11 protein-coding genes are annotated in these 13395 nt (G+C 42.8%); 5 read left to right on the top strand and 6 right to left on the bottom strand.

The window, feature by feature from the left end; genetic code table 11:
• Positions 1–33 precede the first annotated feature (33 nt).
• From xdhB to DPF90_RS02155, 4 genes are all read right to left on the bottom strand, one after another.
• Positions 34–2355 carry a xanthine dehydrogenase molybdopterin binding subunit gene (xdhB, locus tag DPF90_RS02170; protein WP_114784188.1) on the bottom strand — a complete coding sequence of 774 codons (2322 nt, stop codon included), beginning with the start codon at positions 2353–2355 and terminating at the stop codon, positions 34–36.
• On the bottom strand, positions 2348–3781 hold the full coding sequence (xdhA, locus tag DPF90_RS02165; RefSeq protein WP_205395149.1) for a xanthine dehydrogenase small subunit: 1434 nt from the start codon (positions 3779–3781) through the stop codon (positions 2348–2350). The genes xdhB and xdhA overlap by 8 nt, the downstream gene beginning before the upstream one ends.
• A 287-nt stretch (positions 3782–4068) precedes the next feature.
• Positions 4069–5655: a S8 family peptidase gene (locus DPF90_RS02160; protein ID WP_114784184.1), complete on the bottom strand. Its 1587-nt coding sequence runs from the start codon at positions 5653–5655 to the stop codon at positions 4069–4071.
• Positions 5656–5991: 336 nt separating this feature from the next.
• Positions 5992–7653, bottom strand: a complete 1662-nt coding sequence (locus DPF90_RS02155) for a methyl-accepting chemotaxis protein (RefSeq protein ID WP_114784182.1) — start codon at positions 7651–7653, stop codon at positions 5992–5994.
• Between the two features lie 476 nt (positions 7654–8129).
• Between DPF90_RS02155 and DPF90_RS02150 the strand changes: the two genes are divergently transcribed.
• Together DPF90_RS02150 and DPF90_RS02145 are read left to right on the top strand one after the other, a co-directional pair.
• The gene (locus tag DPF90_RS02150) at positions 8130–8486 is read left to right on the top strand and encodes a YibL family ribosome-associated protein (RefSeq protein ID WP_114784179.1); all 357 of its coding nucleotides are present in this window, start codon (positions 8130–8132) and stop codon (positions 8484–8486) included.
• Positions 8487–8634: 148 nt separating this feature from the next.
• Positions 8635–9126, top strand: a complete 492-nt coding sequence (locus DPF90_RS02145) for a GNAT family N-acetyltransferase (protein WP_114784177.1) — start codon at positions 8635–8637, stop codon at positions 9124–9126.
• A gap of 71 nt (positions 9127–9197) precedes the next feature.
• Here DPF90_RS02145 and DPF90_RS02140 read toward each other — a convergent pair whose 3' ends face one another.
• On the bottom strand, positions 9198–9401 hold the full coding sequence (locus DPF90_RS02140; protein ID WP_114784175.1) for a hypothetical protein: 204 nt from the start codon (positions 9399–9401) through the stop codon (positions 9198–9200).
• 152 nt (positions 9402–9553) lie between these two features.
• On the opposite strand from DPF90_RS02140, the gene DPF90_RS02135 reads away from it, so the two are divergent.
• The 3 genes from DPF90_RS02135 to DPF90_RS02125 all read left to right on the top strand — a co-directional run bounded on the left by DPF90_RS02135 (position 9554) and on the right by DPF90_RS02125 (position 11762).
• Positions 9554–10918, top strand: a complete 1365-nt coding sequence (locus tag DPF90_RS02135; RefSeq protein ID WP_114784173.1) for a DNA-3-methyladenine glycosylase 2 family protein — start codon at positions 9554–9556, stop codon at positions 10916–10918.
• Complete coding sequence (locus tag DPF90_RS02130) at positions 10915–11397, top strand: methylated-DNA--[protein]-cysteine S-methyltransferase (protein ID WP_114784171.1); 483 nt, start codon at positions 10915–10917, stop codon at positions 11395–11397. The genes DPF90_RS02135 and DPF90_RS02130 overlap by 4 nt, the downstream gene beginning before the upstream one ends.
• A gap of 77 nt (positions 11398–11474) precedes the next feature.
• On the top strand, positions 11475–11762 hold the full coding sequence (locus DPF90_RS02125; protein ID WP_338062851.1) for a hypothetical protein: 288 nt from the start codon (positions 11475–11477) through the stop codon (positions 11760–11762).
• A gap of 57 nt (positions 11763–11819) precedes the next feature.
• Here DPF90_RS02125 and nhaD read toward each other — a convergent pair whose 3' ends face one another.
• Positions 11820–13253, bottom strand: a complete 1434-nt coding sequence (gene nhaD / locus DPF90_RS02120; protein ID WP_114784167.1) for a sodium:proton antiporter NhaD — start codon at positions 13251–13253, stop codon at positions 11820–11822.
• Between the last annotated feature and the right edge of the window lie 142 nt (positions 13254–13395).

Below are 13395 nucleotides of genomic sequence, written 5' to 3'. Positions count from 1 at the left end.
GTTTTCTCCTTAGCTGATTACCTATTTAAGGCCTCAGGCACTGGCATTTTTTGCACTGTGAATCGCCATTAACACCCGCTCAGGCGTTGCCGGGGTATTTAATTGTGGCGCTGGCCCTTTAGGTACAGCATAAGTAATGGCATTTCTTAATGCGCTCCATACAGAAATAGCAAGCATAAAAGGAGGCTCGCCGACCGCTTTTGAATGATAGACGGTGTCTTCTGAGTTGGCGTGGTTTTGAAGTAATTGCGTATTAAACTCCAATGGCATATCAGAGATGGCAGGAATTTTGTAACTTGCAGGTCCGTTTGTTGTTAAACGTCCTTGCCCATCCCAGCATAATTCTTCGGTAGTAAGCCAGCCAACGCCTTGAATAAAGCCACCTTCAATTTGTCCTATGTCTATTGCTGGGTTCAGCGATGCTCCAACATCATGCAGAATGTCCACTCGCAGTAGTTTGTATTCGCCAGTCAAGGTATCAATAATTACTTCCGAGCATGCTGCGCCATAAGCATAATAATAGAAAGGACGACCACGCGCTCTGTCATGGTCATAGTGGATTTTTGGCGTGCGATAAAAGCCTGTGCTCGACAGTGAGATCTGGTTGAAATAGGCCAATTGAACTAAGGCATCAAATGTCATCTGCTTTTTACCAGCCATGACGTGACCATGTTTAAATACCACCTCTTTCGTCATTACCTTAAAGTGCTTTGAGGCAAACTTAATCAGTCGCTGCTTTATCGTCTTTGCCGCATTTTGCGCGGCTTTTCCGTTGAGATCAGTACCTGAAGATGCCGCAGTAGGAGAGGTATTTGGAACCTTGTCGGTATTTGTGGCTGTAATTTGAATGCGTTCTATTTCAACCTGAAACTCTTCTGCGACAATCTGCGCTACTTTTGTATTGAGGCCTTGCCCCATCTCAGTACCACCATGGTTAAGATGAATACTGCCGTCAGTGTATATATGGATAAGAGCACCAGCTTGATTTAAAAATTTAGCCGTAAAGGAAATACCAAACTTTACTGGTGTAATGGCGAGTCCTTTTTTAAGAATCGGGCTTTGTTTGTTGTATTGATTAATAGACTTGCGGCGAGCTTGATATTTACAATCTCTAACTAGCTTATTGGTGATACTTGTTAGGCAATTATCTTCAATTTTTTGATGATAATGGGTGATATTTCGGCCTTGGCCACCGTAATAGTTAGCTTTGCGGATGTCTAGGGGATCTTTTTTCAGGTAATGGGCAATTTCATCCATGATGTGTTCTATTGTCATCATTCCCTGGGGCCCACCAAAGCCTCGAAAGGCGGTATTGGAGGCCTTGTTCGTCATACATCTGTGCCCTGTAACACTTGCAGCACCGAGATAATAAGCATTATCTGAGTGAAACATCGCGCGGTCGACAATTGAACTGGATAAATCTGGCGAGTACCCACAGTCACCTGAAACAACAATGTCGACACCTTCTATTATGCCCTCATCATTGAATCCCACCTTATACTGATTATAGAAAGGGTGCCTTTTTCCAGTGATTATCATATCTTCCATGCGAGGAAGACGCAGTTTGGTTGGTCGTTGAGTGAGATTGGCAATTACAGCGGCAATGCACGCAGGTATCGCCGCTTGTGTTTCTTTTCCACCAAAGCCGCCACCCATCCTGCGTATTTCAATCACCACCTTGTTGATTGGTAAATTGAGAACCTGAGCGACTTTATGCTGCACTTCTGTTGGATTTTGGGTTGATGAGAAGACTTGCATCCCGCCATCTTCAGTAGGTATCGCGCTGCTTACTTGTGTTTCAAGATAAAAATGTTCTTGACCACCAATTTCAAGCTCACCTTCGATGATGTGTTTGGCACGCTTAAAGGCGCGTTGTAGATTTCCCCTTGTCTGCTGATGGCTTTCGCTGACAAACTGCTTTTGTTTTAGTGCTTGTTTAACGTCGAGCTGAGGTGGAAGAGGTTGATACTCAATAATAACGGCTTGTGCTGCTTCTCTCGCCGTATCGATTGAATTTGCGGCGACTGCAAAAATGGGTTGACCATAATATTGGACTTCACCGTTCGCAAGTAAAGGGTCTCCGGGTAAAATCGCGCCTATGTCTATGTCTCCTGGAATATCTTGCTGTGTAATCACGCATGCGACGCCTGCGAAATTATAGCAAGAAGAAGTATCTAGTTTTGTGATTTTTGCGTGGGCTTGTGTGCTTGTCCCTATATACACATGCAGCTGATTGGGATACTCAAGTCGGTCATCAACATAAGTGGCCTCGCCCGTTACCTGTTTGGCAGCACTGTCGTGCTCGACACTTTTACCCACGCCAGTTTTGAGCGTTTTTTTGTGTAATTTAGACATAGGTGGTCACTCGTGTTTCAATTTGACTGCTGAGATAGTTATATTCGATAAATAGTCGTTGAAGCATGTTTGCCGCAGTGGTTGAACGATATTCCTTACTGGCTCGAAAATCGCTCACTGGCTTGAAATCTTTGCTTAATGAAGCCATCGCGGAGTCAATCGTCTCTTGACTCCATATATTACCAATGAGGGCTCTTTCGCATTGAGTGGCCCGTTTGGGAATTTCAGCCATTCCACCAAAAGCAACTCGAGCGCTGACGACTTTGCTATCGTTTACTTCGATATTGAAAGCGCCACAGACTGCAGAGATGTCATCATCCAGACGTTTAGAAAGTTTGTAGGCGTGAAAAAAATCCGGCTTTCTAAGTTTGGGTATTTGGATCTGCTCAATGAACTCGCTTTTTTGTTGTGCTGTTATTTTATAACGAACAAAGAAGTCTTCGAGAGGTAAAGTACGAGTTTTATTGCCACAACGCAGCTTTAGCTTGGCATTTAGCGCGATGAAGAGCGGGGCAATATCACCAATAGGTGATGCATTAGCAATGTTACCACCCAATGTACCCAAGTTACGTATTTGCGGAGAGGCGAATCGATGTAACAGTTCCCTAAAGTCAGGAAACAGCCTCACAAGTGCTTGCGCTGCATCAGTGATATTGGTGTTGGCACCAATGTGAAGCATGCCTTCTTTTTCAAAGCATACTTTCATATCTTCGACTAGGTGTAAGCAAATAAGAGTTTCAATTTTTTTATGTTGTTGAGTAACCTCGAGAGCGAGGTCGGTGCCTCCTGCAACCAACTTGGCAGAGGGGTTTACACTGTAAATTTTGGCAAGTTCTTTCATGGTGCGTGGCAGGTAGGCTTTGAGTTCACCATATGTTAGTGATGCGGATTCTTGGTTTAGTCTCTTGAGTTGCGAAATGGTATTCTTCTCGCTGGCAAAAAAATGATCGACTAAGGGATGGTTAGACTCAAGAGAAAGCGCTGCATCGAGTATGCTTCTGTAGCCTGTACAGCGACACAAGTTTCCGGCCAGAGATTCTATGATTTCTTGTTTGTTAGCGCTGGGTCTGTTTTTGACAAGTGCAAACATCGACATGATAAAACCAGGGGTGCAATATCCACACTGAGATCCGTGATACTCAACCATGGCTTGCTGAACAGGATGTAACTGATCGCCTTGACGTAAATCTTCAACGGTAATGAGTTGCTTTCCATGTAATGAGGATACGAATGTAATACAAGTGTTAATTGAACGATATTGGAGTTGACCGTGTTTGACTTCAGCCAAAACTGCGGTGCAAGCACCACAGTCTCCAGATGCACAGCCCTCTTTGGTACCTGTCTTGTAAATATGTGATCTTAAGTATTGAAGCACCGTCATATTGGGTGAAATATGATGTTCTTGTTTGACTTCTTGATTGAGCATGAAAGTAATCAAGAGACCTCCAATTTAGCACTGTTACGAGCTTTTCCTTGGCGGATGAGATAATACCAAGCAATCTATTGTCAATTTTAAGTATATGAATGATGGTCGATATTTTCTAACATCGAATAAAAGTAATTAACTTGTTTTGCTGATAGTGATGTAGACAGCTTAATGAAAGGTAGAGTTGAGGGCGTTTAATCTCAGTATTAATCAGGTGTGTTATTTATAGGATAAAATACCAGTCAACTAAGGTCGACTGGTATTATGCCTCGACTAGATGTTATGAGTTAATAACTCGCGTTCAGAGTAACTCCATTGTATGTGCTGTAGGCATTAAGCATTATGTGGTAGCGACCATTTTGTGTATTTGAAATGGTGCAAACCTCATTATTACCTGAGCGATAAGGGCGACAGTCCCAAGTGCCAGTTGTTGGTTGTGCGCCAAAGCGTACATATAGATCTGCATCACCAGAGCCACCAGTCGTTGTTACACTGAGCGAACGGCCTGCAGGCACATCAATATAGTACTGTTTCTGTGCCCCACGGCTCGCGCTGATATTGCTGACAGGGGTTCCATTGGTCAGTTCACCATCAGGAGTTGGCGTTGGATTATCACAATCTGGTTCACAGGCGCTGCCACTGAGGCTGTACGCGAGCTTGTTAACTGTACCACGAGTGTCAGATATTTTACCTGATGTTGCACGTGTGCTGATAAGGTTAGATACTTGTGAAGGTGATAATGCATTGTTTTCATGCAGATAAAGAGCGGTTACACCTGCCATATGGGGCGCTGCCATAGAAGTACCACTTATTGTCCTGTAGCCACCACCTATCCATGCTGATTTAATGCTTGAGCCCGGAGCAAAAACATCTACACAGCTTCCCCAATTCGAGAAGCTTGAGCGGCTATCACTGCTTGTGCTTGAGCCGACAGTTACCGCACTCTGCTCACGAGCTGGTGAAGAGTTACAAGCATCAGCGTTTGAGTTTCCTGCTGCCAATACAAAAGTGATTCCAGATTGAACAGCACTCGCTACTGCACTATCTAGTGAGCTAGATACGCCGCCGCCTAAGCTCATGTTGGCCACCGAAGGGCCAGAAGCATTGGCTGCAACCCAGTTTACACCTCCTATTACCCCTGAGTTAGAACCAGAACCGCGACAGCTGAGTACTCTGACACCAACAATATTGGCATTCTTTGCTACACCATATTGGCTACCAGCAATAGTGCCCGCTACATGAGTTCCGTGTCCGTGACAGTCGGAACTATCATTATCGTTGTCAACAAAATCGTAGCCTGAAGTTGAACGGCCACCAAACTCGCTATGATTGTTTTCTACACCAGTGTCGATAACGTAAGCCGTGACACCCGTACCGTCATAGTTGTATGTATAACTGCCGCTAAGCGGTAAGTTACGTTGGTCAATACGATCCAAGCCCCAAATAGCATTGGTTTGGGTGCCTTCGTCGGACAATACAGGATCGATAGTTACGATTCTGTCCTGCTCAATATAAGCCACTTGTGGATCTTCACGAAGTGCTTTGAGTTGCTCCTTCGTCAGAGTGGCAGAAAAACCACTCAAAACATGATCGTATATTCTCTCTGTTTTAAGCGAGTGTTGACTAGCCAATCCAGTTACAGTTTGCTGAGTAAACTCTACAAAAGCTTGCGAGCCCTCAAGCAACATTTCTGGTTTTTTGAGCACGACGATATATTTATTTTTTATGCCCTTCTCATCTTCGACTGTGAGTAAAGGTGCAAGATTTTGACCTTCAGCTAAGACCGATTTCACCTCGCCTTGTTGTGCAAGCGCCAAGCCAGACATAACTGAAAGAGCAGAGGCGATACAACAACTTATAATATTTTTATGCATGTTATTTTCCTTTGGATAATAAAAAATATTGTTGAACATGACCTACCACAAACATCAAGCGTTTAACATTTTTCGGCTCTTAAAGAACCTATCTACAAGTTACGCACAAATTACACACATGGAAAAATTGGGACTTTTAATTGTGCTGTTTTATCAATAAGTTTGCGTGTGATTTATGGAAATGTGTGAAATCTAAATATGAGGCCACTTTTTTATTGAGACGCACTTCAATAATCAGAGTCTTTACTCTATGAACTGTTGTGGACGTGCTAAGGGAGGGTGAGTCGTGGAAAAGGGAGAAAATATAGGGCCTGCTTTCACAGGCCTTGGCTGTGCCTAGACTTTAAATCGACCGACCAAGTCGTAAAGCTCATTGGCTCTATGGTTAAGCGCTTGGCTACCTGCTTTATTTTCATTGGCTAGATCAGCCGATTGAGAGCTTTGGTCTGAGATAACCACAATGCGTTCAGAGATCTCTTGACCCACTATGCTTTGCTCTTCTGTTGCCGTAGCAATAAGCGAGTTCATATCCATAATAGTGCCAATCGATTCTTGAATTTGGATCAGAGCTTTGGCCGCCGCATTCGCTTCTTCTACCGTGCTCGCGCCACGTTTTTGGCTTGATTCCATCGCCTTAACTGCGTCATCGGAAGCGGATTTGAGCTGTTCGATCATTTTATGAATTTCACCTGTACTGTCTTGTGTGCGGCTGGCCAATTTACGAACTTCGTCAGCAACCACAGCGAAGCCACGACCCTGCTCGCCCGCCCGAGCTGCTTCTATTGCGGCGTTTAGTGCCAGTAGGTTTGTTTGCTCAGCAATATCCTGGATCACTTCCAAAGATGAGGAGATATTCTGAACATCACCTTCTAATCGAGAGATGACGCCATTGGCTTGAGATACTTCTTCTGCAAGCGCTTCAACTGATTTGGCTGCCGAATTGACGATATTTTGCGCATCTTTAGCATTGTCATCAGCTTCTTTAGCTGAGTCAGCTGCTTGGCTGGCGTTATTCGATATTTCTGACGCTGTGGTTGTCATTTGGGTCATTGCTGTAGCAACTTGTTCGGTCTCTGAGCGTTGTCCTGAAGCAATTTCATCCACCTTGCCCGCGCGTCCAGACATATTTGTGGTCTCGGATACTACTTGTTGACCGACTTCACTCACACTTCGAATGATGGTTTGCAGGCTTTCAACAAACGCATTGAAATTTTTGCTTAGCTGCGAAAATTCTGGTGCTTTGAAATCTTCCATCCGCGCTGTAAGGTCAGCATCCCCGCTGGCGAATGAGCTGATTGATGCGTCAAAAAGTTCGAGCGGTTTGAGGATGGTACGATTGACCCCAACGGAAAAGACAGCAACAATGACTGCGATAATGATACAGAACACTATGATTGCGGATAAGGTTTCTTGTAAGGCTTCGGTTGTGGTGTTTTCCATTTCAGCGACGATTTCATCGATGTCATCGGTATAAAAACCCGTGCCCAGCATAAGATCCCATTCGGGTATATAGATAGAGTATGCCAATTTTGGAAGTGCTACTGTTTCGCCGGGTTTAGGAAAGTAGTATGTTGTAAAGTCACCGGTTTTTGAATTCCGTATTAAATCTCGCACTAAATAGTTACCTTTCTTATCCTGTAAATCCCAGTAACTATCACCTACCCCGCCCATGCTACTGCCTTGTATTTGCCTAATACCCTTGGAGTTGTAGCCAAACATATAACCTGTTTTGCCGTATTTGAGTGCTCTGAGCGTTGGGAAGGCTTCTTCGAGACTTGCCCCTTTGTCAATCAAAGGCTGAACAGCGGACTGTGCCATTTGAAGATAGTGCTTAAGCTCTTCCTTCTTCATGTGCATCATATTGCTTCTGGTAACTTCGATTTGTTGAGCATTGAGCTCGTTAGTTTTTACATAAGTAAAGCCAAGCATGCCTAAAGCTATTACAAGCAATGGGACCAGTGCCAATATATAAAGGCGGCTTCGAATTGTAAGGCTCATACAAACATCCTGTTTTCAAAGGTTCATAGGGCGCCAGTGTTAGTGCCAAGTTATAATTTGCCGAACGCAGTTCCATGGTCTCAGCGTTTCACAGACGAGAAAAGGTTCAACTATTTACTCCTTTAAGATTAGACAATATGTAAGAGTAGGTATGCTTTATTGATAAAATAGTTTCTTATGGGTTAGGAAGCCAGAATACTGGAGAGTATATTTTTACAGAAGAAGGGCCTTGTTTATCATTTTTGTCAGTATGTTAACTGGTTAAGGGCTGTAGGTAGTTTATCGAGATTTCTTGTATTTTTCACTGGACTGATGAGTTGAGTTGTACTGAAAAATAGCCATAAGTATTCTGTCAAGTTTATATCTATCGAATGCTGACAGTGGTCGCCAAAGTTTAGGTCTAGGTTTTTCGGCAATACAAAAGTTCTTATTTATGGTAGAGTGTTGGGTCTTTTTGATTTTCAGAGCATGACCTAATGAGCACTAAGCAAGAGCTGCAAAACCTTAACAATCGCCTCGACAAGTATAATCGTAAGCTAGATGCTGCTAAGGCTCGTGGCGATCAAGAAATGATCACCAAGTTTACTGATGAAGTCGATAAACTCGCAAAGAAAGTTCACACTATCAAAAGTAAGCAATCCTATGACTTGAATAAAGAGCGCAAGAAGCTAAAAGCCATGGGCTTTTCTCGTGAAATCACCAAGTCAGAGCAAGCCGATATTGGAAAATTAAAAAAATCAGTTAAAGGTTTAGTGCTGGTACATCCGATGACAAAACTGGGTAAGTCGATGGAGCTCAGTGTCATGACAGGCTTTGCGTCGAGTCCTTTTTAGTCCTTACCCATCTTATATTCTGTCGTTTGACTAATCATTGTCTTTGTTGACCGTATAATTTCTTGTTATCCGTTTGGTTTTATCTTATTGATATAAAAAGATATCTATATTATTTTTTCTCTCCATAGTAGTGATGTTAGGAAGTATCATGAGTGAGCGATGCCTTGAAATTGTTCCAATAATCCCAGCCCATGACGCAGCAATATGCGAGATCATTAAACGGGTTGGTGAAGAATATGGCGCGGTGGGAGAGGGGTTTGGCCCATCGGACGCTGAAGTAGAGAGTATGAGTCAGTATTATCTGCCTGAGCAGAATTCTTTGTATTTGGTCGCTCTACTTAATGGCAGAATCGTCGGAGGATGTGGTATCTCTCCATTTTCCGATGATGGAAGAGTATGTGAACTCAAAAAGCTTTTCTTGCTAAAGGAAGGTCGAGGACTAGGGCTTGGAAAGCAGTTAACTCAACAATGTCTTGATTTTGCTGAGCAGCAAGGGTTTGAGAAATGCTACTTAGATACTCTGTCGAGTATGTCGCAGGCAATTAAGTTATATGAGAATCTTGGTTTCAAGCACCTTTCCTCTCCACTAGTGGGTACCATACATGGTGGCTGTGATGTATGGATGCTTAAGCACTTCTAACATCTTTATTTAGTCCAGAAAAACCTAAAGTTAGGCCCAGCAAAGCAGGCCTAATTTAATTTCTAGATTTACTATAAATCCATCAAACTTTCGATCGACTCTTCTACCGATAGGTGATAGTACGAACGTATCGTTTTTCCATCAACAGCATCAATCAATATGTTGCTAATTCCAGAGGTGCCGTGTTCTTCTATCATCTCTAGGCTTTTTTCAACATTGTGATACGTGAGTTTGTGATTATTAGTGAGCACAATAGTGCATGTATGTAAGTTCATAGCCAACTTCCTTTTTTATATATTTTATTCTTCTTCATTGTAACTCTAGATGAGTTTCAACTGATAGCAAATTCGATTCGTTTCCGAAAATGGCTAGTATTTCGGCTCCGCAAAGATAGACTTTACTCAAGAATTCAAAAGATAAAAATGCCATGGAAAGAATTCCGACAATCCCGTTACATGAGTGTCAAAAAGCTCGTCAAGCCAGAGATGCACGTTTTGATGGACGCTTTTATATTGCGGTGAAAACAACAGGTATCTTCTGCCGCCCGATTTGTCCGGCAAATTTGCCCAAAGAAGAGAATGTGACCTATTTCTTTGATAAGGCTCAGGCTTTAAAAGCCGGATATAGACCATGCTTGCGGTGTCGACCTGATAGCGCACCCAACTCATGGGCTTGGAAAGGTGTCGAAACGACATTTTTACGTGCAGTTAAACTCATAGAAAAAGGAGAACTTCAGTCATATAGTCTCAATGATCTATCTCAACGATTGGGTATAAGTGACAGATACCTACGTCATCTATTCCAACGCTACCTCGGCATGCCTCCCAAGCAGTATGCTTTGTACCATCAACTGATGTTTGCCAAGCAATTACTACACTCTAGCTCGATGTCAGTTACCGACATTGCTTTTGCAAGTGGTTTTACCAGCGTTCGCCGCTTTAATGATGCATTTAAGCAGGTTATGAGGTTGACCCCCACGCAAGTGCGTAAGCAGGGGGAGGTAACCCAGAATAATAAAAATTACATTGATCTTGCATTCAAAGGACCGTTGGACTGGGAATATATGTTGCAGTTTTACCGTTTAAGAGCGATTGAGGGGCTGGAATATGTCAGTGATAAGAGCTATCAAAGAAACTTTGTGATTAATGGAGCATCAGGCACGTTTATGATTTACCCTATTCGACCTGGAGTATTACGAGTAGAGTTTGAACTCTCTGATCACTTTCAGCTAAGAGCTTTGGTTAATAAACTGCGTAGGATGTTCGATCTGGATAGTGATATCTTAACAATTGAAAATGTTTTGCAAAGACTGAATCCCAAGTTAATCAAACGAAGCGGTATACGCATTCCTGGGGTTTGGGATACTTGGGAAGCGGGTGTGCGAGCCATATTAGGTCAGCAAGTGTCGGTAAAAGCTGCCATCACACAGCTTAATTTATTGATACATGAATTGCGAAGCGAAAAAGTAACTCAATTTCCGACACCACAAGAGGTTAGTCAAGCCGATCTCTCTTTTTTACGTATGCCAGAAAGCCGAAAGCAAACGTTACTCAGTTTTGCTGAATATGTGCAAGAATACCCTGAAGGGCAGTGTGACAAATGGTTAGATATTAAAGGTATCGGCCCATGGACTGTCAATTATGCAAAATTGAGAGGTACATCTGAAGCTAACTGTTTTCTGCAAGGAGATTTAGTTGTGAAAAAAGTCCTGAAGCAGTTTCCTGAACTGAATTCTGAAAGTGTTTCTCCATGGGGGAGCTATGCCACTTTTCATTGTTGGAGCCATGTATGAATATCTGTTATACCACCTTTAATTCGCCATTAGGTAAGATGACTATTCAAGCGAATGACGATGGCTTAATGGGAGCTTGGTTTGAGACTCAGACCACACAACCGCAAGACTTAGGTAAAAAAGCTCCAAAGCATCCTATACTTATTTTAACAATCAACCAGTTACAGGAATATTTTTCACATCGTAGAGAAATGTTTCAATTGCCACTGGCTGCTAAAGGTACTGAGTTCCAGCAACAAGTATGGCAAGCATTAAAGACAATTCCTTACGGAGAAACATGGAGTTATCAGCAGCTAGCAGAAGCCATAGGGAATCCGAAAGCAGTGAGAGCGGTTGGATTGGCAAATGGAAAAAACCCTATTTCAGTGATAGTACCTTGCCATCGAGTTATTGGTAAAAAAGGTAAGCTTACAGGATATGCGGGTGGGTTAGACAGAAAAGCAGCATTACTAAAACTAGAGCATTGGGAACCTGATTAATGCGGTTAAAATATAGGGGTATTTTTGTAATATTCACTTTGATGTTACAGGGATGCTTTGAAGATAATTTAAATAGAATGATAAATAAGCCAACTTATGACTTTGAAGGGGTCTATGAAAACTTATATACCCAAGATTTACTTTTGTTCAAAGATGCAAAAGTTACCATCAGCAAAGTTGGCGCTCCAGATGTCATCAAGTCATTCAAAGTTGAGGATAATTATTTAATTATCACAATGAGAAACAGCTCTTTAGAGAAAAGAGAAGATATAGTGATGCGCATCCACGGTGACAATGAAGCTCTAACTTGCAGTATTTGCGCAAAATATCAGTTATCGAGTGTTTGGCAACGCAGGCTTGAGTAACAAACCTGTATCTCCCAGAGTAGCCGACGTCTGCCCTAGGAGCTTTATATCGAGAGGTCAGAACAAAGAAGCATTAAGTATGAGGTGAAGCCCTATACTCGCGGCGTATCCCATAGCAATGACAGGCGCCCATTTTAGGTGGCCGAAAAAGGTATATTTACCATGCGCGGCGCCCATGAGAGCTACGCCAGCCGCTGATCCGATTGACAGTAAACTTCCTCCAACACCTGCGGTCAACGTGACCAACAACCAATTTCCCATTGACATGGAAGGCTCCATGGTAAGGACCGCGAACATAACGGGAATATTATCGATGATTGCTGACAGTATCCCGACCATAATATTGGCTGAAATAGGATTCCATTGAGAATACATGATCTCAGAGACGAGCCCTAAGTAACCTAAAAGACTCAAGCCGCCAACACACATTACTACCCCATAAAAAAATAAAAGCGTATCCCACTCTGCATGAGAGACTCGCCGGAATACATCGAATGGAACGACTGAGCCAAGACGCTTTAACGCATTATCGTCACGGTTAGCAATAGCGATAGCAGCCTTTCTTTGCAGTGATGATTTGAGTGTTTTGCGCAGGAAAAAACCGAAAAACTGTAAGTAGGCGAGGCCCATCATCATACCTATGACAGGTGGGAAGTGCAGAGCAGCATGAAACGCAACGGCAGTGGCAATCGTAATGATGAATAATACGACAATCCGGCGAGCGCCGCGTTTAAGTTCAACATGTTGATGGATGACATCTGGCTTTGTTTTGGGCACAAACAGTGACATTATTGCCGCCGGTACCAAATAATTGGCAACCGAGGGAAGAAAGAGCGGCATAAACTCAGAAAATGAGACATAGCCTGCTTGCCAGACCATTAATGTTGTGATGTCACCAAATGGACTAAAGGCTCCTCCAGCATTTGCCGCTACAACGATATTGATACAGGCGATGTTAATGAACTTGTTATTCCCTGCTCCTACTTTCATCACTACAGCACACATAAGTAATGCGGTAGTTAAGTTGTCTGCAATCGGAGAAATAAAGAAAGCCAATATCCCAGTAAGCCAGAACAGTGACTTATAGTTAAAGCCTTTACCAACCATCCATGCTTGCAGTGCATCGAATAGTCGTCTTTCTTCCATCGCACTTATATAGGTCATTGCGACGAGCAAAAATAGCAGTAATTCTGCATATTCTAAAAGGTTATGTTCGAGTGCAGATTGAGCAATGTGTATTTGCCCTTGCTGCGAGTAGACATAGCCAATCAGCGCCCATATAAGACCAGCCGCCAATAAAACGGGTTTGGACTTTCTTAAAGAAAGGTGCTCTTCGAGCATGACCAAAGTATAAGCTCCAACAAAAATCGCCAAGGCAGCGTAACCAATAAATGATTGAGTCAATGGTAGCGTTTCTTGGGTATTGATGGCGGAAAAAGAGCTAATAGGAAATAACAAAAGGGCGATTAAGGCTGGCCATCGCATCGTCATTATTTCACTCCTTGAAAGACGTTACTAATAACAGTGCCATTATTCTAGAGTGCTTTTTAAGATGGGTATGTGAGTTAGGTTCAATCTGACTTAATTATAAACAACCTAAGATCTTGGGTTGTTTTGTTTGATTTATTTTAAA

This window comes from Vibrio tetraodonis, assembly GCF_003350295.1.
GTDB classification, from domain to species: domain Bacteria; phylum Pseudomonadota; class Gammaproteobacteria; order Enterobacterales; family Vibrionaceae; genus Vibrio; species Vibrio tetraodonis.
This window is presented reverse-complemented; position numbering and strand designations above follow the sequence as displayed.

Bases quoted from the DNA above. Each gene is read 5' to 3' on its own strand.
- DPF90_RS02150 (WP_114784179.1), top strand. From the start codon at position 8,130: ATGAGCACTAAGCAAGAGCTGCAAAACCTTAACAATCGCCTCGACAAG.
- DPF90_RS02155 (WP_114784182.1), bottom strand. From the start codon at position 7,653: ATGAGCCTTACAATTCGAAGCCGCCTTTATATATTGGCACTGGTCCCA.
- nhaD (WP_114784167.1), bottom strand. From the start codon at position 13,253: ATGACGATGCGATGGCCAGCCTTAATCGCCCTTTTGTTATTTCCTATT.
- DPF90_RS02145 (WP_114784177.1), top strand. From the start codon at position 8,635: ATGAGTGAGCGATGCCTTGAAATTGTTCCAATAATCCCAGCCCATGAC.
- DPF90_RS02140 (WP_114784175.1), bottom strand. From the start codon at position 9,401: ATGAACTTACATACATGCACTATTGTGCTCACTAATAATCACAAACTC.
- DPF90_RS02160 (WP_114784184.1), bottom strand. From the start codon at position 5,655: ATGCATAAAAATATTATAAGTTGTTGTATCGCCTCTGCTCTTTCAGTT.
- DPF90_RS02125 (WP_338062851.1), top strand. From the start codon at position 11,475: ATGATAAATAAGCCAACTTATGACTTTGAAGGGGTCTATGAAAACTTA.
- xdhB (WP_114784188.1), bottom strand. From the start codon at position 2,355: ATGTCTAAATTACACAAAAAAACGCTCAAAACTGGCGTGGGTAAAAGT.
- xdhA (WP_205395149.1), bottom strand. From the start codon at position 3,781: ATGCTCAATCAAGAAGTCAAACAAGAACATCATATTTCACCCAATATG.
- DPF90_RS02130 (WP_114784171.1), top strand. From the start codon at position 10,915: ATGAATATCTGTTATACCACCTTTAATTCGCCATTAGGTAAGATGACT.
- DPF90_RS02135 (WP_114784173.1), top strand. From the start codon at position 9,554: ATGGAAAGAATTCCGACAATCCCGTTACATGAGTGTCAAAAAGCTCGT.